This window comes from Pseudomonas sp. WS 5411, assembly GCF_012985595.1.
Lineage (GTDB): Bacteria > Pseudomonadota > Gammaproteobacteria > Pseudomonadales > Pseudomonadaceae > Aquipseudomonas > Aquipseudomonas shahriarae.
Window position 1 is genome coordinate 1 of sequence record NZ_JAARMC010000005.1, and the last position, 17,920, is coordinate 17,920.

At 58.8% G+C, this 17,920-nt stretch carries 15 protein-coding genes; 10 read left to right on the plus strand and 5 right to left on the minus strand.

Annotation, left to right across the window (positions count from 1 at the left end; genetic code table 11):
* Window positions 1-185 precede the first annotated feature (185 nt).
* Together HBR93_RS10490 and argC are read right to left on the minus strand one after the other, a co-directional pair.
* On the minus strand, window positions 186-701 hold the full coding sequence (locus HBR93_RS10490) for a GrpB family protein (protein ID WP_169960282.1): 516 nt from the start codon (window positions 699-701) through the stop codon (window positions 186-188).
* A 183-nt stretch (window positions 702-884) separates the two neighbouring features.
* Window positions 885-1,841: an N-acetyl-gamma-glutamyl-phosphate reductase gene (argC, locus tag HBR93_RS10495; protein ID WP_057438425.1), complete on the minus strand. Its 957-nt coding sequence runs from the start codon at window positions 1,839-1,841 to the stop codon at window positions 885-887.
* Between the two features lie 113 nt (window positions 1,842-1,954).
* Here argC and HBR93_RS10500 point away from each other — a divergent pair, with 113 nt between their 5' ends.
* Both HBR93_RS10500 and HBR93_RS10505 read left to right on the plus strand, forming a co-directional pair.
* Window positions 1,955-2,839, plus strand: coding sequence for a LysR family transcriptional regulator (locus HBR93_RS10500; RefSeq protein ID WP_169960283.1), 885 nt, complete (start codon window positions 1,955-1,957; stop codon window positions 2,837-2,839).
* Between the two features lie 324 nt (window positions 2,840-3,163).
* Entirely contained in the window at window positions 3,164-4,819 is a 1,656-nt protein-coding gene (locus tag HBR93_RS10505; RefSeq protein ID WP_169960284.1) for a methyl-accepting chemotaxis protein, read from the plus strand.
* Window positions 4,820-4,960: 141 nt separating this feature from the next.
* Here HBR93_RS10505 and HBR93_RS10510 read toward each other — a convergent pair whose 3' ends face one another.
* A complete protein-coding gene (locus tag HBR93_RS10510; protein WP_169960285.1) occupies window positions 4,961-6,727 on the minus strand; it encodes a penicillin-binding protein 2 in 1,767 nt (588 codons plus the stop codon).
* Window positions 6,728-7,151: 424 nt separating this feature from the next.
* Between HBR93_RS10510 and HBR93_RS10515 the strand changes: the two genes are divergently transcribed.
* From HBR93_RS10515 to HBR93_RS10550, 8 genes are all read left to right on the plus strand, one after another.
* Window positions 7,152-8,606: a TrkH family potassium uptake protein gene (locus HBR93_RS10515; protein ID WP_169960286.1), complete on the plus strand. Its 1,455-nt coding sequence runs from the start codon at window positions 7,152-7,154 to the stop codon at window positions 8,604-8,606.
* 294 nt (window positions 8,607-8,900) lie between these two features.
* Window positions 8,901-9,848, plus strand: coding sequence for an AraC family transcriptional regulator (locus HBR93_RS10520; protein WP_057959707.1), 948 nt, complete (start codon window positions 8,901-8,903; stop codon window positions 9,846-9,848).
* Window positions 9,849-9,955: 107 nt separating this feature from the next.
* Window positions 9,956-11,332: a Rieske 2Fe-2S domain-containing protein gene (locus tag HBR93_RS10525; protein ID WP_169960287.1), complete on the plus strand. Its 1,377-nt coding sequence runs from the start codon at window positions 9,956-9,958 to the stop codon at window positions 11,330-11,332.
* The gene (gene benB, locus HBR93_RS10530) at window positions 11,329-11,817 is read left to right on the plus strand and encodes a benzoate 1,2-dioxygenase small subunit (RefSeq protein ID WP_057444779.1); all 489 of its coding nucleotides are present in this window, start codon (window positions 11,329-11,331) and stop codon (window positions 11,815-11,817) included. Before HBR93_RS10525 ends, benB begins: the two co-directional genes overlap by 4 nt.
* A 10-nt stretch (window positions 11,818-11,827) precedes the next feature.
* Window positions 11,828-12,850, plus strand: a complete 1,023-nt coding sequence (benC, locus tag HBR93_RS10535; RefSeq protein WP_169960288.1) for a benzoate 1,2-dioxygenase electron transfer component BenC — start codon at window positions 11,828-11,830, stop codon at window positions 12,848-12,850.
* Window positions 12,851-12,860: 10 nt separating this feature from the next.
* Window positions 12,861-13,622, plus strand: coding sequence for a 1,6-dihydroxycyclohexa-2,4-diene-1-carboxylate dehydrogenase (locus tag HBR93_RS10540; RefSeq protein WP_057959704.1), 762 nt, complete (start codon window positions 12,861-12,863; stop codon window positions 13,620-13,622).
* A 53-nt stretch (window positions 13,623-13,675) separates the two neighbouring features.
* The gene (locus HBR93_RS10545) at window positions 13,676-15,010 is read left to right on the plus strand and encodes an MFS transporter (protein ID WP_169960289.1); all 1,335 of its coding nucleotides are present in this window, start codon (window positions 13,676-13,678) and stop codon (window positions 15,008-15,010) included.
* Window positions 15,011-15,049: 39 nt separating this feature from the next.
* A complete protein-coding gene (locus HBR93_RS10550) occupies window positions 15,050-16,297 on the plus strand; it encodes an OprD family porin (RefSeq protein ID WP_169960290.1) in 1,248 nt (415 codons plus the stop codon).
* 66 nt (window positions 16,298-16,363) lie between these two features.
* Here HBR93_RS10550 and HBR93_RS10555 read toward each other — a convergent pair whose 3' ends face one another.
* Window positions 16,364-17,431 (minus strand): hypothetical protein, encoded by a 1,068-nt coding sequence (locus tag HBR93_RS10555; protein WP_169960291.1) that lies wholly within the window; start codon window positions 17,429-17,431, stop codon window positions 16,364-16,366.
* Window positions 17,432-17,527: 96 nt separating this feature from the next.
* On the minus strand, window positions 17,528-17,908 hold the full coding sequence (locus tag HBR93_RS10560; protein WP_057959700.1) for a RidA family protein: 381 nt from the start codon (window positions 17,906-17,908) through the stop codon (window positions 17,528-17,530).
* Window positions 17,909-17,920 lie beyond the last annotated feature (12 nt).

Sequence of the window (17,920 nt, forward strand, 5' to 3'; positions counted from 1 at the left end):
TTCTTTTCGGTCACTTGATTGACCGCTTGGATTTTGAATTCTTCGGGATAACGTGGGTTGCTCATGGCACCTCCTGATTGGCCTCAGTTTAAGGCATGGAGGTGTCTACGAAACCCGGGGCGATTCATGGCAGCAATCGACCCAAACCGGACAATTGATACCAGGGTCGCTCAGCGACCCCTCGGTCATTCAGGAATGGATATACCGGCATGAAGTAGCGCCGCGATAATAAACGGAGACTTTTTCTCCAGATACTCAGCCATCCCACCCGTATTGCTCGACTCCAACTGAAGTTTCAGCGCTTCATACTGCTGGCGGATCGAGGCATCGCGCCTAAGCAAATATCTGAACCCCAGCATCTGGGTGATCGTAAGGTGGCCACGGGTACAAGCGTGGAGCTTGTGCGTGCGAATCTCATCCACATTACGCCGATAGAAATGATGCCCTTCCGATAGATCACTTCCTCGTACATATCCCAACCCCATCAACATCTCGTCCCTCGCCGAGGCATTGCGATGATCGTGAACCTCGATAAGAACATCGATCTCGGGCTTCGCCGCGAGGCCTGGAACAGAGGTGCTTCCAACGTGGTGTATGGCAATCAGTTCATCGCCAAAGGCCGAAGCGATGAGTGGCATGTCTGCCAGAAAGCGGGCGGGCCAAGTTGGGTTGTAGGGAGTGATCTTGCTGGTCAATGCCATGTCCGTTCCTTGGCGGCTAATATCTAAAGCACCGAATTTTCCGTCAAAACATGTGCATCCGCCAGCGACGAAACCTCAGCAGTACGGCGATTGAGCAGATCGAATTAGAATCTAGTCGAGGTTGGGTAGCTGTCCTGTCCAGCGTCTGCTTCTGGCCGATTGCTGCCTGCCGTGGACGACCGTTTAACCCCAAGCCCGACTGGATTGCAAACGGCTTCCTGCAACCATCAAGTCCAGATTCTGCACCGCCGCTCCAGCGGCTCCCTTCCCAAGATTGTCAAACACCGCAGCCAACAAAACCTGCCCCATCTCATCATTTTCACACACCACCAAGCGCAAACTGTCCGTCCCGTTAAGCGCCTGAGGATCAAGGTGCGTCAACTCTTTAGACTCTTGCATCGACATCACCTGTACATGCTCCGCACCGATGTAGTGCTGCATAAGGCACGCATGCAATCGCAGCGCATCCACGCCCGGCGCCAACAACCGAAGTTGCAACGGTATGGTCAGCACGATCCCCTGACGAAAAGCCCCATAGGCCGGCACAAACATCGGCCGTTCCGTCAGGCCGCTTTGCTGCTGAATTTCCGGAATATGTTTGTGTGCCAGCCCCAGGCCATAAACCTGAAACGACGGCGCCTGTGATGCGCCTTCTCCCTCATGCTCTTGCACGCCGACGCGGCCTTTTCCGGAATAGCCCGACACCGCATGAATGTTCGTCGGGAAGTCCCTGGGCAGCAACCCGGCCTCCAGCAATGGGCGCAGCAACCCTATCGCCCCCGTGGGATAGCAACCGGGGTTGCTGACCCGCCGCGCCAGGGCGATGTGTTGGGCCTGCTGCGAGTTCATCTCCGCAAAACCATAGGTCCAGTCTGGATGAGTGCGGTGCGCCGAACTCGCATCGATCACCCGAACGGCGGGGTTTTCGATGCTCGCTACGGCGTCGCGTGCGGCTTGGTCGGGCAAGCAGAGAATCGCGATGTCGCAGGCGTTGATGATTTCGGCGCGACGTTGCGGGTCCTTGCGGTGTTCGGGGCTGAGCGTGATGAGCCGCAGATCGGTCCGGTCGCGTAGACGTTGATGGATTTGCAACCCGGTGGTGCCTTGGTCGCCGTCGATGAATACAAGGGGGCTTGCCATGGAATGCTCTCGGACATAGGAAATCAGGAGTTCCAATCTTCAGCGCGGGGTTAAGATAGGAAAAGTTGAATTTCCAAACGATGAGATTCAGTTTTTCTGAAGGATGAGTGATCATGCGCGAAATCAGCCTGGACCGTCTGCGCACGTTGGTGGCCATTGCCGACCTGGGTTCGTTTGCCGAGGCGGCCCGTGCACTGCACCTGGCGCCCCCCACGGTGAGTTTGCATATCGCCGACCTGGAGTCGCGGGTTGGCGGCAAGCTGTTGTCGCGCACGCGTGGGCGCGTGCAGCCTACGGCGATAGGAGGAACCCTGGTGGACCGCGCGCGGCGCCTGTTGGCGGATGCCGAGCAGGCGCTTGAGGATGTGGAGCGTCAGGTGCAGGGCTTGGCCGGGCGTGTGCGGCTGGGTGCCTCCACGGGGGCTATCGCGCAGTTGTTGCCGCAAGCGTTGGAGACCTTGAGCCAACGCCATCCCGCTATTGATGTGCAGGTCGCGGTGCTCACGTCGCAGGAAACCTTGAAGAAGCTTGCCGAGGGCTCTTTGGAGATCGGTCTGGTCGCGCTGCCACAGACCCCGGTGAAGGCATTGCGGATCGAACCATGGCGGCGGGACCCGGTCATGGCTTTCTTGCCGGCACGCTGGGAATGCCCGGAGGTTGTGAGCCCTGGTTGGCTGGCCGCTCAGCCATTGATTCTGAATGACAACACTACTCGGCTTTCGCGCTTGACCTCGGAGTGGTTCGCCAGTGATGGACGCCAGCCCACGCCGCGTATTCAACTGAACTACAACGATGCGATCAAAAGCCTGGTGGCGGCCGGTTACGGTGCGACGTTGTTGCCCCATGAAGCCTCCACGCCATTGCCCGATACCCGGATCGTCATGCGGCCATTACAGCCTTTATTGTGGCGTCAACTCGGTATTGCCCACCGTGGTGGGGACGTCGAGCGGCCGACGCAGCATGTGTTGGATGTGTTGTGGGGGTTGAGCGCGGGCTAGGGCGATGTTGTCAGAGAAAGGAGCGCTTTCGAGCTATCGCTGACGTTGGCGACAGTCAGCCCGACCTCTATTTCTCGCGCCTGTCAGAAACCGGAGGTGACTAACCGTTCATCGGGATGGAGTGATGTCATGACGACATCATCCAAATATATCTGTACAAGAGTTGTACAGGAATAAATTCTTGTACAAGTATCGCTGGCCAGGAAACAACGCCGCTACTCGTTGCCGATGAACAAAAGAATACCTGCGCAGGATGCGGACCAGGGGCGAATACATACCCTTGCAGGTGTCCCTTAATTGCTCCTCTCATTACGCAGGTACATCATGCCATCGCACACTCTCCGGTTCTCTACACGCACCAGTCTCTATGCCGGCTATGCCAGCCTGGTCGCGTTTATGTTGCTGATCGCCGCGATCTCGCTGTACGCCCTGGCTAACAGCAATAAGGATTTTTTTCTCTACGTTAATGGCGTTGATGCACGTACCCGCCTGGCCAACACACTGAACGACGCCGCCGCCCAGCGCGCGATTGCCCTGCGTAACATCGCCTTGAACAGCAATGTCACTGCGAGAGGACAGCAGCGGGGCGCGATTGCCCTTAACGAACAAACGGTGGCCAGCAGCCTCGCCGCGCTACGCCAGGCAATTGATACCCATGATGATGTGTCGCCCAGATCACGTGAGCTGTTCTCAACCATCGAGCAGGTCGAGAGCCGCTACAAACCGGTAGCGCACACCATTGCCGAACACCTGTTCAAGGGTGAAAACGATGAGGCCATGCGCATGGTCAGCGAGCAGTGCACACCATTGCTGGCCGAGCTGACCCGGGCAATTGGCGAATACCTGAGCTACACCAACCAGAAGGCAGACCTGCAGGTCAGCGAAAATGACGCAAATTATCTGTCACAACGCAACCTGCTGCTCGCCATTACGGCGCTGGCCGTCTTGCTAGCAGCGGTACTGGGCTACGTCATCAGCCGTAACCTGCTGCGCGCACTGGGTGCCGAACCGAGTGAACTCAACCAGCTCGCCCAGCGAGTTGCCCAGGGCGATTTGCGCGCTAGCGAGCGCACGATTGAGCCACCACAAGCCAGCATCATGGCCGCCTTGCTGAGCATGCAGGAGAACCTGCGGGACATGACCAAGGGCATAAACCTGTCCTCACAGACCGTGGCCGAATCCAGCCAGGAGCTTAGCCAGTCGAGCCTGAGAAACGCCGAAAGCGTGGCCGTGGCACAGTGCGAGGTCGAGCAGATCGTCACCGCCGTTCACCAAATGGCCGCCACCGTGCAGGATGTCGCGCGCAATGCCGAATCCGCCGCCAGTGCCGCCAGCGAGGCCGATAGCGCGGCCCTGTACAGCCAGCAGAAGGCCAAAGATGCCGTGAACATGATCGGCGAACTGGCCGAGACAATCGAACAGTCCAACATGGCCATGAGCCGGCTGAAGAATGAAACCGGCAATATCGGCGGCGTGCTTGAAGTGATCAAGTCGGTGGCTGACCAGACCAACCTGCTGGCGCTCAACGCTGCCATCGAGGCTGCCCGTGCTGGCGAGGCCGGACGCGGCTTCGCGGTGGTAGCCGACGAGGTGCGCAGCCTGGCTCAGCGTACCCAGAAGGCCACCTCAGAGATTGAGGGGCTGATCGCCAGTCTGCAGAAAATTGCCGATGAGACCTCGCAGCATATGCAACGCTGCAAGTACTCCAGTGCGCAGTCGGTGTCCGGCGTTTCCGAGGCCGGTGACGCGGTAAGCACGATCGTCACCATGATCGAGCGGATCAACGGCATGAACCATCAAATCGCCGCTGCCGCCGAGCAGCAGAGTACCGTTGCCGAGCAGATCAGCCGGGGCATCGTGACCGTCAGCGAAAGCGCCGAGCAATCCGCTGCAGCCTTCCGCAGCGCTCAGCAGGAAAGCGAAGGATTGGCACGCACCAGCGTGACATTGCGAGAGAACATCTCGCGCTTTCAGCTCTAGGGGCTGTTGCCGTTTCATCGCTAGCCGCGTTGCTGCGAGAAATGGCTCCCTAGCAATGATCATTGAGTTGCACTCGGAAAGCTGGCCCACATCCAACTCATCATTGGGAACCCAGCTTACTGCCCAGTTCAGACTGAGCGTTCAACCCGTTGCGGGTATATGGGCTCGCAATAGTGGCTGCGAGTGTATAGGCGTCGTAAACATCGCGGGCGATGGGGCCCCAGCACGCCCAGGCGTGGCGCGAGTAGAACGACGCTCATCACTCGGAATATTTCTGATCCGAAGAGCGTCTTCAAGGACCTCCTTAAAAATCGGTGCCGCAATAGCTCCCCCGAAATAGCCTCCGGCAGTGGGTTCATCTACGATTATGGCCATTATGAATTCCGGCGCGTTGGCCGGAGCGATACCTACGAACATGGCTCTATATTTATTGTTTTGATATCCGCCGCTGGATGCCTTGCGTGACGTGCCGCTTTTGCCTGCAATTGTATAACCGTCGATGGCTGCGCGCTTTCCACCTGCTCCAGGGCCATCCACGGCCTGCACCATCATGCTTAGAACACTGTTGGCGACCTCCGGACTTATGACGTTGCGTGACGGCTTTGCCTCGCCTTTGATTATTGATAGTGGAACTAGATTCCCGTCATTCGCAAAGACGGTATAGGCTTGAGCCAGTTGTGCCAAGTTGACAGACAAGCTGTATCCGTATGAGAGGCTCGCTGTAGCAATGTCGGACCACACCCGGTTGACTGGAACCGTCCCGACGCTTTCTCCGGGGAAGTAGATAGCGGTGTTGATTCCGAATCCCAACTCAGTAAGCAATTGCGAGATGACTGCGCCACCTGTCGGAATCGCGACCTTGCTCATGCCTACATTTGAAGAGCGGCGGATAATTCCCGCCAAATCCAATTGGCTGTCTCTGCCTACATCCCTAATGGTATATCCATTTATCTTTACGAATCCTGGTGCTATTTGAATAATGGCGTCTTTGTCAATTATTTTAGCCGTCAGAACGGCTGCCATACTGAATGGTTTTATCACTGAGCCGGGCTCATACACATCAGTGAAAACGCGATTTCGAATAAGCTCCGCGTTGAAGCTTTTGCGTGCATTGGGATTGAAGGAGGGCATTGTAGAGAGTGCTAATATCTCACCTGTTTTAGCGTGTATAAGGATCGCACTTGCAGACTTGGCTGCATTTTTCATGAGGGCTTTCAGTAGTGCTTTTTCAACGTAATGTTGAAGTGTGGAGTCAATCGTCAAATGCAGATTGTCTCCCGGAGTAAAGGGTTTGTGCACAACGATTTCACGGGTGGCTCGCTTGTGTAGGTTTAACGTGTGCTCTTCTATGCCAGGCAGGCCAGAAAGTTTATGGTTATACATTAATTCGATACCTTCGATACCGTTCTGGTCAATATTGGTGAAGCCTATTGACTGAGCAAGCATCGAGGATTGAGGGTAGTATCTCTTGTATTCCTGGCGTTCATAAACGCCAGGAATAGATAGTTCCATTATCGTGTTCGCCAGCTGGGGATCAATCCTTCTGGCCAAATAGGCAAAGGATTTGTTTTGAGTGTTTAGTGTTAGGTTTTTTGTTAGTGATTCATTGATGTCAAGATGTTCTTTGAGTAGGGCTGCTTGCTGATTTGTTGGGTCAAACTGTTTAGGGTTTACCCACAAGGTGCTCACCGGTGTGGAAACTGCCAACGGCTGACTGAATCTGTCGAATATAGTCCCGCGAACGGGGATCGTTTCAATCATTCGCGTTGTTCGTTTGCGGCCTTCGCTGGCCAGGAACTCATGGGAAAAAATCATCAGGTAAGTTACTTTGGCCGCAAGAACCATCGATAGTGTATAAAAAACAGCTAAGACAATGGCGAATCTTGGGTTTGTCGCTAGGGGCTTCACACGGCACATCCTGTTGTATACGTTCAAAACAAGACCAGCCTAACTAAATTATTCGTGCTTCGCTCTGTAATATTAAGAAATGTCTTTCCTCGATCTATTCGCCTCTAGCGAATTGGATGGTCGATTCTAGTTTTGAATGTTGGCAATACAGATAATTTTTTATCTTTACAACGAGCTTTTTCGTTATTAAATGGGGAAATAATAATGGCGACTGAAATGCAGATGCTTTAAGCGAGTCGGGTACCCGGCTACGTGATGAGGTCATACCGGTTTGGCAGCATGCTGCTGGTTGAATTGCTCTGGGCCAAAAGCTGTCTTTGACGCACGCAGTCTGACGGCTTGCTCGTGAAAATTTTACGCAAAATTTACGGAGCTTCCAGGTTCGGCATCGAATACTGCGCGGTGATAATTTGGAACGCGCCTCATGTCCCTCGCAGCAATTCGGCTTATTGGATTTATCTTAGGCATTTTTCTGGTCACGCTGGCCATAAGCATGGCTATTCCCATGATCACGCTGGTGGTCTACGGCCGTAGCGACGATCTGTCGGCATTTCTCTGGTCGAGTTTGATTACCCTCATCTGTGGCCTCCTGTTGGTCGTCCGGGGGCGCCCGGATACTGGTCAGCTTCGCCCGAGAGATATGTATCTGCTGACGACGGGCAGTTGGGTGGTGGTGTGCACCTTCGCAGCGTTGCCAATGCTGTTCATCACTGACATCAGTTACACCGACGCGTTTTTTGAAACGATGTCTGGCATCACAACCACCGGCTCGACTGTACTCAGTGGCCTGGACACCTCATCTCCCGGCTTGTTGATCTGGCGCTCCATGCTGCATTGGTTGGGAGGCATAGGATTTATTGGCATGGCGGTGGCGATCCTTCCACTGTTACGAGTGGGTGGCATGCGGCTGTTCCAGACAGAGTCCTCAGACTGGTCAGAGAAAATGACGCCGCGTTCCCATGTGGGCGCCAAGTACATCCTGCTGCTCTATTGCGGGCTTACTGGCATCGGCGCAATCGCGCTCTGGCTCGCTGGAATGACGCCATTTGACGCGATCAACCACGCAATGTCGTTGATCTCTACCGGCGGGTTCTCAACTTCCGATGCCTCACTCGGGCATTGGACACAACCAACGATTCACTGGGTGGCAGTGGCCATCATGATTCTGGGCAGTATGCCGTTCACCTTGTACGTCGCCACATTGCGGGGTAATCGGCGTGCGCTGATCAAGGATCACCAAGTACGCGGATTTATTGGATTCTTGCTTGTCACATCGCTGGCCGTGGGAACCTGGCTGTATTTTCACAGCGATTACGGGTGGTGGGATGCGTTTCGTATCGTGGCAGTCAACGTGACCTCGGTGGTCACGACCACCGGAATTGCTGTTGGCGACTACACCTTGTGGGGCAGCTTCGCGGTCTTGCTGTTTTTCTATCTGACGTTCGTGGGTGGTTGTTCCGGCTCCACTGCAGGCGGGCTTAAAATCTTCCGTTTTCAGGTGGCTGCCGCTCTACTGGTCAGTAGCTTGAAGCAGTTGATCCACCCTCGAGCCGTGATTCAGAAAAAATACAACGGCCATCCCATCGACGAAGAGATCGTGCGCTCGCTATTGACCTTCTCGTTTTTCTTCACCATCACCATTGCCGCGATTGCCTTGGGCCTGGCGCTCATCGGGCTTGATTGGACAACCGCGTTGAGCGGTGCCGCTACTGCGGTGTGTAACGTCGGGCCGGGGCTTGGCACAATCATTGGCCCGGCCGGTAACTTCTCATCATTACCGGATGCCGCAAAATGGCTACTGACCGTTGGCATGCTTCTGGGAAGGTTGGAAATCCTGACGGTGTTGGTACTCGTAACTCCTGTTTTCTGGAGATATTGACCCCGCTTGTCGAGGGCCGAGACTAGCCCACCTCGAAGTCCGCAACCCGCGCCCGTTTATAAAAAGTGGCAGCACGTCCCATGAGCGCACTTCTGATCTAAGGCGCTACGGAACACGTATCAAGACATGTCGCCCCCCAAGCGGTCGTGCGCCGCATGATGCCCGGCCTAGTGCGGATTATCGCCCCACGCAAAGCCGACCATACCTCCCAGGTATCCCGTCAGACCTTATCCATATTGGACGGTCGCGGCATCACGCCTCAGCCTGAGGCCAATAACGATAAAGAGGCGCACCATGACCGTGCTATTGAGTGAGCGCAGCCAGATTTTCCAGGGCGCCGATGCCTATGCCGTGTCGGACTATGTCAACCAGCATGTGGGCAGCCACTGTATCCGCCTGCCGCCCAAGGGCCGGCCGATGGCGAGTATCAGTCACCGGACCTTTTCCAGCCTGGACTTGTGCCGTATCAGCTATGGCGCGCCGGTCAGGGTCACGTCGGTGGCGCTGGAAACCATTTATCACTTGCAGATCCTGCTGACAGGCCACTGCCGCTCCAATTCCCGGGGCGGGGAGCAGGTCTTCGGACCGGGGGAGATCTTGCTGATCAACCCGGATGACCCGGTGGACCTGACCTATTCCGCCGACTGCGAAAAATTCATCATCAAGTTGCCGGTGCGTCTGTTGGAAAACGCTTGCCTGGCGCAGCACTGGACGCTGCCGCAGCCGGGTATTCGCTTTGCGGATGCACGCCGGGCGCTGAGTGAGATGGACGGTTTTCTGCAGTTACTGGGGCTGATCTGCCATGAGGCGGAAAACGCCGCCGAGCCTGAGGTGCAGGGCCTGTATGAGCGGATTGTGGCCAATAAGCTGTTGGCGCTGCTGGCCAGCAATGTGTTGCGGGTGGTTCCCCAGGCGGCGCAAGGCGGCGGTTTTGAGGCCGTGCGCGAGTTTATCGAGGGACACTTGGGCGAGGACATCAGCATCGAGCAGTTGATGGCGGTGGCCAAGGTCAGTGAGCGTTCGCTGTATAGCCTGTTCGAACGCCAGGTGGGCCTGTCGCCCCGTGATTATGTGCGCCAGCGCAAGCTGGAGCGGGTGCATGCGCGTTTGCAACTGACTACCGCGCGCAGTGTGACGGAGGTGGCACTGGACCATGGCTTTATGCACCTGGGGCGCTTCTCCGAGGCCTATCGCAAACGCTTTGGTGAGCTGCCTTCGCAGACCTGGAAGCGCCATCGCTAAGCGGCTTGCGCCAGCCGGATACTGATTTGCAGGAAGCGGATATTGAGGAACAGGACGAACACGTACGGTGAGGGCGCCTGATACAAGAACAACGGAGGGCCTGCCCCATGACCAGTACACTCGAGCGCCTCGCTGCACAACTGCGCGAGTCCGTTCAGGAAGATCCCGCTACCGGGGTGTTCCGCTGCCGCCGCGACATCTTTACCGACCCCGAGCTGTTTGCCCTGGAGATCAAGCACATCTTCGAAGGCGGGTGGCTGTACCTGGCCCATGAAAGCCAGGTGCCGGAAATCAACGACTACTACACCACCTGGATTGGCCGCCAGCCGGTGGTGATCACCCGCGACAAACAGGGCACCCTGCATGGCCTGGTCAACGCCTGTGCCCATCGCGGCGCCATGTTGTGCCGGCGCAAGCAGGGCAACAAGGGCTCCTTCACCTGCCCATTCCACGGCTGGACCTTCAGCAACGCCGGCAAGCTGCTCAAGGTCAAGGATGGCAAGACCGGGGCCTACCCGGACAGCTTCGACTGTGACGGCTCCCATGACCTCAAGCGCCTGGCGCGCTTTGAAAACTACCGCGGTTTTCTGTTCGGCAGCCTCAGCGACGCGGTGCCGGAACTGAGTGATTACCTGGGCGAGACCCGCGTTATCATCGACCAGATGGTTGACCAGGCTCCCCAGGGCCTGGAGGTGCTGCGCGGCAGTTCATCCTATGTCTACGACGGCAACTGGAAGCTGCAGATCGAGAACGGTGCCGACGGTTACCACGTCAGTTCCGTGCACTGGAACTACTCGGCGACCATGGGCCGGCGCAATTACGAGGCCGAAGGCACGCGCACGGTCGATGCCAATGGCTGGTCGAAAAGCCTGGGCGGGGTCTACGCCTTCGATCACGGGCATATCCTGCTGTGGACGCGCTTGCTCAACCCCGAGGTGCGTCCGGTGCATGCCCACCGCGAAGCATTGGCCGAGCGCCTGGGCAAGGCGCGTGCGGACTTTATCGTCGACCAGACCCGCAACCTGTGCCTCTACCCCAATGTGTACCTGATGGACCAGTTCTCCACGCAGATCCGTGTGGTGCGGCCCCTCGCGGTGGACAAGACCGAAGTGACCATCTATTGCATGGCGCCGATCGGCGAAAGCGCCCAGGAGCGGGCGACGCGGATTCGCCAGTACGAAGACTTCTTTAACGTCAGCGGCATGGGCACCCCGGATGACCTGGAGGAGTTCCGCGCCTGCCAGACCGGCTACCAGGGGGCGACCACCCTGTGGAATGACCTGAGCCGTGGCGCCAAACAGTGGGTGGAGGGGGCCGACGACAACGCCAGGGCCATGGGCATGCACCCGCAACTGAGCGGGGTGAAGACCGAAGACGAAGGCTTGTTCGTGCGCCAGCATGCGCATTGGGCCGCAAGCCTGCAGCGCGCAATCGAGCGCGAACAGCGGGGCCTGATCGCCAGCGACCGGGAGGTGCAGCCATGAGCCTGTCCCGTGACCGCCTGCTGGATTTTCTCTACCGCGAAGCGCGTCTGCTGGATGACCGCCAGTGGGATGAATGGCTGGCGTGTTACTCGCCCAAAGTGGAGTTCTGGATGCCCGCCTGGGACGACTACGACACCCTCACCGAAGACCCGCACAGCGAAATCTCACTGATCTACTACCCCAGCCGCGACGGCCTGGAAGACCGGATCTTCCGGATCAAGACCGAGCGATCCAGCGCCAGCACGCCCGAGCCGCGCACGGTGCACCTGCTCGGCAACCTCGAAGTGCTGGCCGACGATGGCGCGCACGTAGAGCTGCGTTTCAACTGGCACACCCTCAGCCACCGCTACAAGACCACGGACAGCTATTTCGGGACGTCCTTCTATGGCCTGGATATCAGTGGCGAGCAGCCGCTGATCACGCGCAAGAAGGTGGTGCTGAAAAACGATTACATCCACCAGGTCATCGACATCTACCACATCTGAGGACACCGCCATGAGCTATGCCATTGCCCTGAACTTCGAAGATGGGGTGACCCGCTTCATCGACTGCAAGGTGGGGGAGAAGGTCCTCGACGCCGCCTTTCGCCAACGCATCAACCTGCCCATGGACTGCTCCGACGGGGTGTGCGGTACCTGCAAATGCCATTGTGAAACCGGCGCCTACGACTTGGGTGACGACTATATCGACGACGCCCTGAGCGCCGACGAAGCCCGGGAACGCCAGGTGCTGACCTGCCAGATGGTGCCGCAATCCGATTGCGTGATTGCCGTGCCGCTGCCGTCCAGTGCGTGCAAGACCGGCACCACGCAGTTTGCCGCGACGCTGGCGAGCATTACCCGCCACGCCGATGCCGCGCTGGAGGTGAGCTTTGCATTGGACCAGGCGCCGGTGTTTTTACCCGGCCAGTACGTGAATATCGGTGTGCCCGACAGTGGGCAGACGCGCTCCTATTCATTCAGCAGCCGCCCTGGCGATACGCACGCGAGTTTCCTGATCAAGCATGTGCCGGGCGGTTTGATGAGCAGCTGGCTGGAACGCGCCCAGCCGGGCGATCGCGTGCCGATGACTGGACCACTGGGCAGTTTTTACCTGCGCGAGGTGGTGCGGCCCCTGTTGTTATTGGCCGGCGGCACCGGTCTGGCGCCGTTTCTGTCGATGCTTGAGGTGTTGGCGCGGCGCGGGGAAACTCGGCCGATCACACTGATCTACGGGGTAACGCGGGATCAGGACCTGGTCCTGCTTGAGGCCCTTGAGGCCTTCGCCGCGCGCTTGCCCCAGCTCACGATTGTCACTTGCGTGGCCGACCCGCAGACCGCGCACCCGCGCCAGGGGTATGTCACCCAGCATATGGCCCGCGAGGCGCTCCACGACGGCGATGTCGATGTCTACCTGTGCGGGCCGCCGCCGATGGTCGATGCGGTGCGCCAACACTTCAAGCACCAAGGCGTGAGCCCGGCCAGCTTCCATTACGAGAAATTCACCGCCAATGCCGTCGCAAGTTCTGACGCCGCGTGAGGAGATCAGCATGAATCCACGTTTTGACACCAAGGTAGCGCTGGTTACCGGCGCCGCCCAGGGCATCGGCCGGCGCGTGGCCGAGCGGTTGCTGGCGGAGGGCGCCTGGGTGGTTGCGGTCGATCGCTCGGAGCTGGTGCATGAGTTGCAGCATGCACGGCTGCTGACCCTGATCGCCGACCTTGAGCAACATGCCGCGTGTGCCGAGGTCATGGCCGCCGCCAAGGTGCGGTTTGGGCGCATCGACATTCTGATCAACAACGTCGGCGGGACTATCTGGGCCAAGCCCTTTGAGTTCTACGCGGTAGCGCAAATCGAAGCCGAAGTGCGCCGCTCGCTGTTCCCCACGCTGTGGTGTTGCCATTGCGTGCTGCCCTACATGCTGGAGCAGGGCAGTGGGGCCATCGTCAATGTGTCTTCGGTCGCCACACGCGGGGTCAATCGGGTGCCCTATGGCGCGGCCAAGGGCGGGGTCAATGCCCTGACCGCGTGCCTGGCCCTGGAGACCGCCGGCAGCGGCATCCGTGTCAATGCCACCGCACCGGGCGGCACCGAGGCCCCACCGCGGCGCATCCCGCGCAACAGCCAGCCGCAAAGCGAGCAGGAGCGCGTGTGGTACCAGCAGATCGTCGACCAGACCCTCGACAGCAGCCCGATGAAACGCTACGGCAGCATCGACGAGCAAGCGGGCGCGATTCTATTTCTGGCCTCTGACGAGGCCTCCTATATCACCGGCGTGACCTTGCCGGTAGGAGGTGGCGACCTCGGCTGATTCACCGTTACCTGCAGACATTGACTCACAACAACAATAAAGAGAGCACTGCCATGCGTACCCATGACGTTCATTCGATTATCGACAATGCCCCTTTCAATCGCTTCCATTGGCTGGTTGTCAGCCTGTGTGCCTTGCTGTTGATCTTTGATGGCTATGACTTGTTTATCTATGGCGTGGTCTTGCCATCGATCATGCGCGAGTGGGGGCTGACGCCCCTGCAGGCCGGCGCCCTGGGCAGTTATGCGCTGTTCGGCATGATGTTCGGCGCGCTGATCTTCGGCACCCTGGCGGACCGCTTCGGGCGCAAGAAAGGCATCGTCTTTTGCTTTGCGTTGTTCAGCATTGCCACGGTGATCAACGGCTTTGCCAGCAGCCCTACGGAGTTCGGCATCTGCCGGTTTATCGCCGGGCTTGGCTGTGGTGGGCTGATGCCCAACGCGGCGGCGCTGATCAACGAATATGCGCCGAAAAAAGTGCGCAGCACCTTGATGGCCTTCATGTTCAGCGGCTATTCCCTGGGTGGCATGCTCGCCGCCAGTGTGGGGATTTTCATGCTGCCGGCCTATGGCTGGTCGTCGATGTTTTTTGTCGCCGTCATCCCACTGCTGCTGTTGCCGGTGATTGTGCTGTGGTTGCCCGAATCCATTGGCTTTCTGATCCGCCAGGGCCGTGTAGAGCAGGCCCGAGTGCTGCTTAATCGCCTGTCGCCAGACACCCCGATCAACGCCGGGGATGAACTGCTCATCGCGGACGTCAAGAGCAAAGGCGCGTCGGTGGTGGAGCTGTTCCGCCATGGCCTGGCCATGCGTACGGCGATGATCTGGACCGCGTTTTTCTGCTGCCTGTTGATGGTCTATGCCTTGAGTTCGTGGCTGCCCAAGTTGATGGCCGGGGCTGGCTACAGCCTCGGGTCGAGCTTGTCGTTCCTGATTGCCCTGAACCTGGGCGGTATGGCCGGGGCGTTGATTGGCGGGCGGTTGGGGGATCGGCTGAACCTGGTGAAAGTGGTGATCTGCTTCTTTGTTGCCGCCGTGGTTTCCATCAGCCTGCTGGGCATCAACAGCCCGATGCCGGTCTTGTACCTGCTGATCTTTATTGCGGGTGCCACCACCATCGGCACGCAAATCCTTCTGTATGCGGGGGCGGCGCAACTCTATGGCTTGTCGATTCGCGCCACTGGCCTGGGCTGGGCCTCCGGCATCGGGCGCAATGGCGCCATCGTCGGCCCACTGTTAGGCGGCGCGCTGATGGCGATCGAGCTGCCGCTGCAACTGAACTTCATGGCCTTTGCCGTGCCCGGTGCCATTGCGGCCCTGGCCATGACGGTGTTCGCCTTGAATGAGCGGCGCACCGCTATCCGGTTGCCCGCCGCCCAGGCGCTGTAACTGTCCGACCTGTCGATAATAAAAACAAAGAGCAACGACATGCACACACAACGTATCTGGCTTTCCCTGCTAGGGCTGCCCCTTGCGGCAACGGCGGGCGAGGGTGGTTTTTTCGCGGGTTCCACGGCTACCTTGCAGGCCCGCAACTATTACTTCAGCCGCGACTTCTCCGATATTGTCGGCGCCAACCAACAGTCCCAGGCCCAGGAGTGGGGCCAGGGGTTTATCCTGACTTACAAATCCGGGTATACCCCCGGCCCCATTGGCTTTGGCCTGGATGCGCTGGGCACCCTGGGCCTCAAGCTCGACAGCAGTCCGGACCGGGTCAATAGCGGCTTGTTGCCGGTCAAGGACGACGGCCGCGCTGCCGACGACTACAGCCGCCTGGGCTTGACCTTCAAGGCGCGGTTATCCGGTAGCGAACTGAAGGTTGGGGAATTGCAGCCGAACCTGCCGGTGCTGGCGTTCAGCGACATTCGCTTGCTGCCGCCGAGTTATCAGGGACTCAGTCTCAGCTCCAATGAAATCACGGGGCTGACCCTGCAGGCGGGGCACCTGAGCACCACCAGCCTGCGCAACGAGGCCGGTGACGGCAAGATGATCGCCATGCTCGGCCATGTGCCGCAGCGTGGGGCTCAGAGCGATGCCTTCAATTATGTCGGCGGCGACTACGCGTTTAATCGCGAACGCACCAGTGTCAGCCTCTGGCATGGCCAGTTGCAGGACATCTACGCCCAGGACTTTATCGGCCTCAAGCACAGCCAGCCGTTCGGGACGTGGGTGCTGGGCGCCAACCTGGGTTACTACACAGCGCGCGAGGAGGGCGAGCAGTTACTCGGCAAGATCGACAACCAGGCGTTTTTCTCGCTGCTGTCGGCCAGGCGCGGTGGCCATACCTTTTACGTGGGGTACCAGGCGATGTACGGCGACAGCGCCTTCCCCCGGGTATTTGCCAATGTCACGCCATTGGGCAACGAAGTCCCCACCTACGAGTTTGCGTATACCGACGAGCGCTCCTGGCAGGTGCGCTATGACTACAACTTCGCGGCATTCGGGGTGCCGGGGCTGACTACCACGGTGCGCTATATCACCGGCGACAACGTCAACACCGGCGGCGGCTACGAGGGCCGGGACCGCGAGCGTGACCTGGATATCGGGTATGCCGTGCAAAGCGGCGTGCTCAGTGGCCTGGGGATTCGGGTACGCAATGTGATGGCGCGCTCAAACTACCGCAGCGATATCAATGAGAACCGGTTGATCCTCAGTTACACCTGGACGCTGCTTTAGACCCTGACCGAGCAGGGCCCCAGGCCTTGCTCGGTTAGCTTTTGTGTGCGGCGCAGGTGTACCGAATCATCTACCGTTACTGGCCAGCCACAATCCCCCTACGCGTAGCCAACCCACGACCACTGCACCAATCAGCAAAAAGCCCAGGTAACCGAACAGTGGATAGACCTGGCCCACCAGGCTGACAAATCCCACCAGGCTGCCAGCGAATGCCAATGCACCGAAGGCTGCCGAGCCAATGCGGAATGTACGTGTGCCTGCCGGCAGCAATCGGGCCGAAAAGGAATACAAGGTCCCCACGGCCGTATTGACGATCATCAGGAAAATGATCAACGCCATCAGCAGGCCGAGGGCCGGCGAAACCTCAGTGGCGATGGACAGCATGGGCATGGGCAGTTCCGCCACGCTGTCCAGGCGTGACAGCAGACCCAGGCTCATTACCAACATCAACAGCCCCAGTAATGCTCCGCCGAAAATGCCACCCCAGATCGCCTGTTTCTCGGATTTGGCGGCGCCGCCCATGATCGCAAGAAACGGCACCCCGGCCACGATGTTGTAGGACACATACAACAACGCGCCCAGCAGCCAATGGCTCGCGCCAGGGTCTTGCTGGCTGGCCAGTTGGTTGAGTTCACCGAAACTCAGGCCCCGGGTGGCGACGCCATACAGGGCCACGCCTGCCGCTGTCAGGACCAGCAGCGGCGTGACGGCGCCGATCATGCCAATGACCTTCTTCACATCCAGGCACACGATGGCGACCACGATCAGCGTCACCCCAGCGCTGCCGAACAGGGCGGGAATGCCGAACTGCTGTTCCAGCAAGGCGCCACCCCCGGCCAGCATGACCACCGTTACCGCAAACATGAAAAAGGTGATCATCAGGTCGACAAAGGTCCCCAGGTAGCGTCCGCACAACGCATGCACTACGTCCTTGTGGGACTTTGCCCGCAGCCGGCTGCCCATGCCCGCCAACGCCATGCCGAGAAAGATGAAGAGCGCGGCGCTGACCACCGAACCCAGCAGCCCCCAGACGCCGAAATCCACGAACATCAGTAGCAGCTCCCGACCGGAGGCGAACCCTGCACCGACAATGACGCCGACAAATGCGCCGGCTATTTTCAGACTTTCTTTCATGACGACTTCCCTCAAATTATTGTTGTTATCGCTCAGGGGGGAAGGCCACTGCTCATGGCCTACCGGGGCATCGCTCTGGCAAACGGCAGGGGTGGATCAACGGGCGCCGACCCATGCCTGGACTTCGATCTCGACATCGACGCCCAAGGCCAATTGGGCGCCGCCGACCGTGGAGCGCACCGGGAAGCCACCGTCGAAGTGGCGCTTATACACGTCGTTGAAACCCGCGAAATGCTGCATGTCCGACAGCCACACGGTGGCCTTGATCACCTGCTCGAAACTTGCTCCGCATTCGGCCAGGGTTTCGCCGATGCGGGCCATGGCCGCCTCGGTCTGCTCGCGGATATCACCGAGCACCACTTCGCCCAGAGGGTTCATGGGGACTTGCCCGGAGAGGTACAGGAAATCACCGACCCGAATGGCCTTGGAGAACGGGTAGGGCAGGTGGCTGGGGTAACGCTGGAAAGTGTCAGACATGCTATGCACCTC

What these genes read in the sequence shown, in the direction of transcription:
- HBR93_RS10490 (WP_169960282.1), bottom strand. Translation starts at nt 701, where the DNA reads ATGGCATTGACCAGCAAGATCACTCCCTACAACCCAACTTGGCCCGCC.
- argC (WP_057438425.1), bottom strand. Translation starts at nt 1,841, where the DNA reads ATGGCAAGCCCCCTTGTATTCATCGACGGCGACCAAGGCACCACCGGG.
- HBR93_RS10500 (WP_169960283.1), top strand. Translation starts at nt 1,955, where the DNA reads ATGCGCGAAATCAGCCTGGACCGTCTGCGCACGTTGGTGGCCATTGCC.
- HBR93_RS10505 (WP_169960284.1), top strand. Translation starts at nt 3,164, where the DNA reads ATGCCATCGCACACTCTCCGGTTCTCTACACGCACCAGTCTCTATGCC.
- HBR93_RS10515 (WP_169960286.1), top strand. Translation starts at nt 7,152, where the DNA reads ATGTCCCTCGCAGCAATTCGGCTTATTGGATTTATCTTAGGCATTTTT.
- HBR93_RS10520 (WP_057959707.1), top strand. Translation starts at nt 8,901, where the DNA reads ATGACCGTGCTATTGAGTGAGCGCAGCCAGATTTTCCAGGGCGCCGAT.
- HBR93_RS10525 (WP_169960287.1), top strand. Translation starts at nt 9,956, where the DNA reads ATGACCAGTACACTCGAGCGCCTCGCTGCACAACTGCGCGAGTCCGTT.
- benB (WP_057444779.1), top strand. Translation starts at nt 11,329, where the DNA reads ATGAGCCTGTCCCGTGACCGCCTGCTGGATTTTCTCTACCGCGAAGCG.
- benC (WP_169960288.1), top strand. Translation starts at nt 11,828, where the DNA reads ATGAGCTATGCCATTGCCCTGAACTTCGAAGATGGGGTGACCCGCTTC.
- HBR93_RS10540 (WP_057959704.1), top strand. Translation starts at nt 12,861, where the DNA reads ATGAATCCACGTTTTGACACCAAGGTAGCGCTGGTTACCGGCGCCGCC.
- HBR93_RS10545 (WP_169960289.1), top strand. Translation starts at nt 13,676, where the DNA reads ATGCGTACCCATGACGTTCATTCGATTATCGACAATGCCCCTTTCAAT.
- HBR93_RS10550 (WP_169960290.1), top strand. Translation starts at nt 15,050, where the DNA reads ATGCACACACAACGTATCTGGCTTTCCCTGCTAGGGCTGCCCCTTGCG.
- HBR93_RS10555 (WP_169960291.1), bottom strand. Translation starts at nt 17,431, where the DNA reads ATGAAAGAAAGTCTGAAAATAGCCGGCGCATTTGTCGGCGTCATTGTC.
- HBR93_RS10560 (WP_057959700.1), bottom strand. Translation starts at nt 17,908, where the DNA reads ATGTCTGACACTTTCCAGCGTTACCCCAGCCACCTGCCCTACCCGTTC.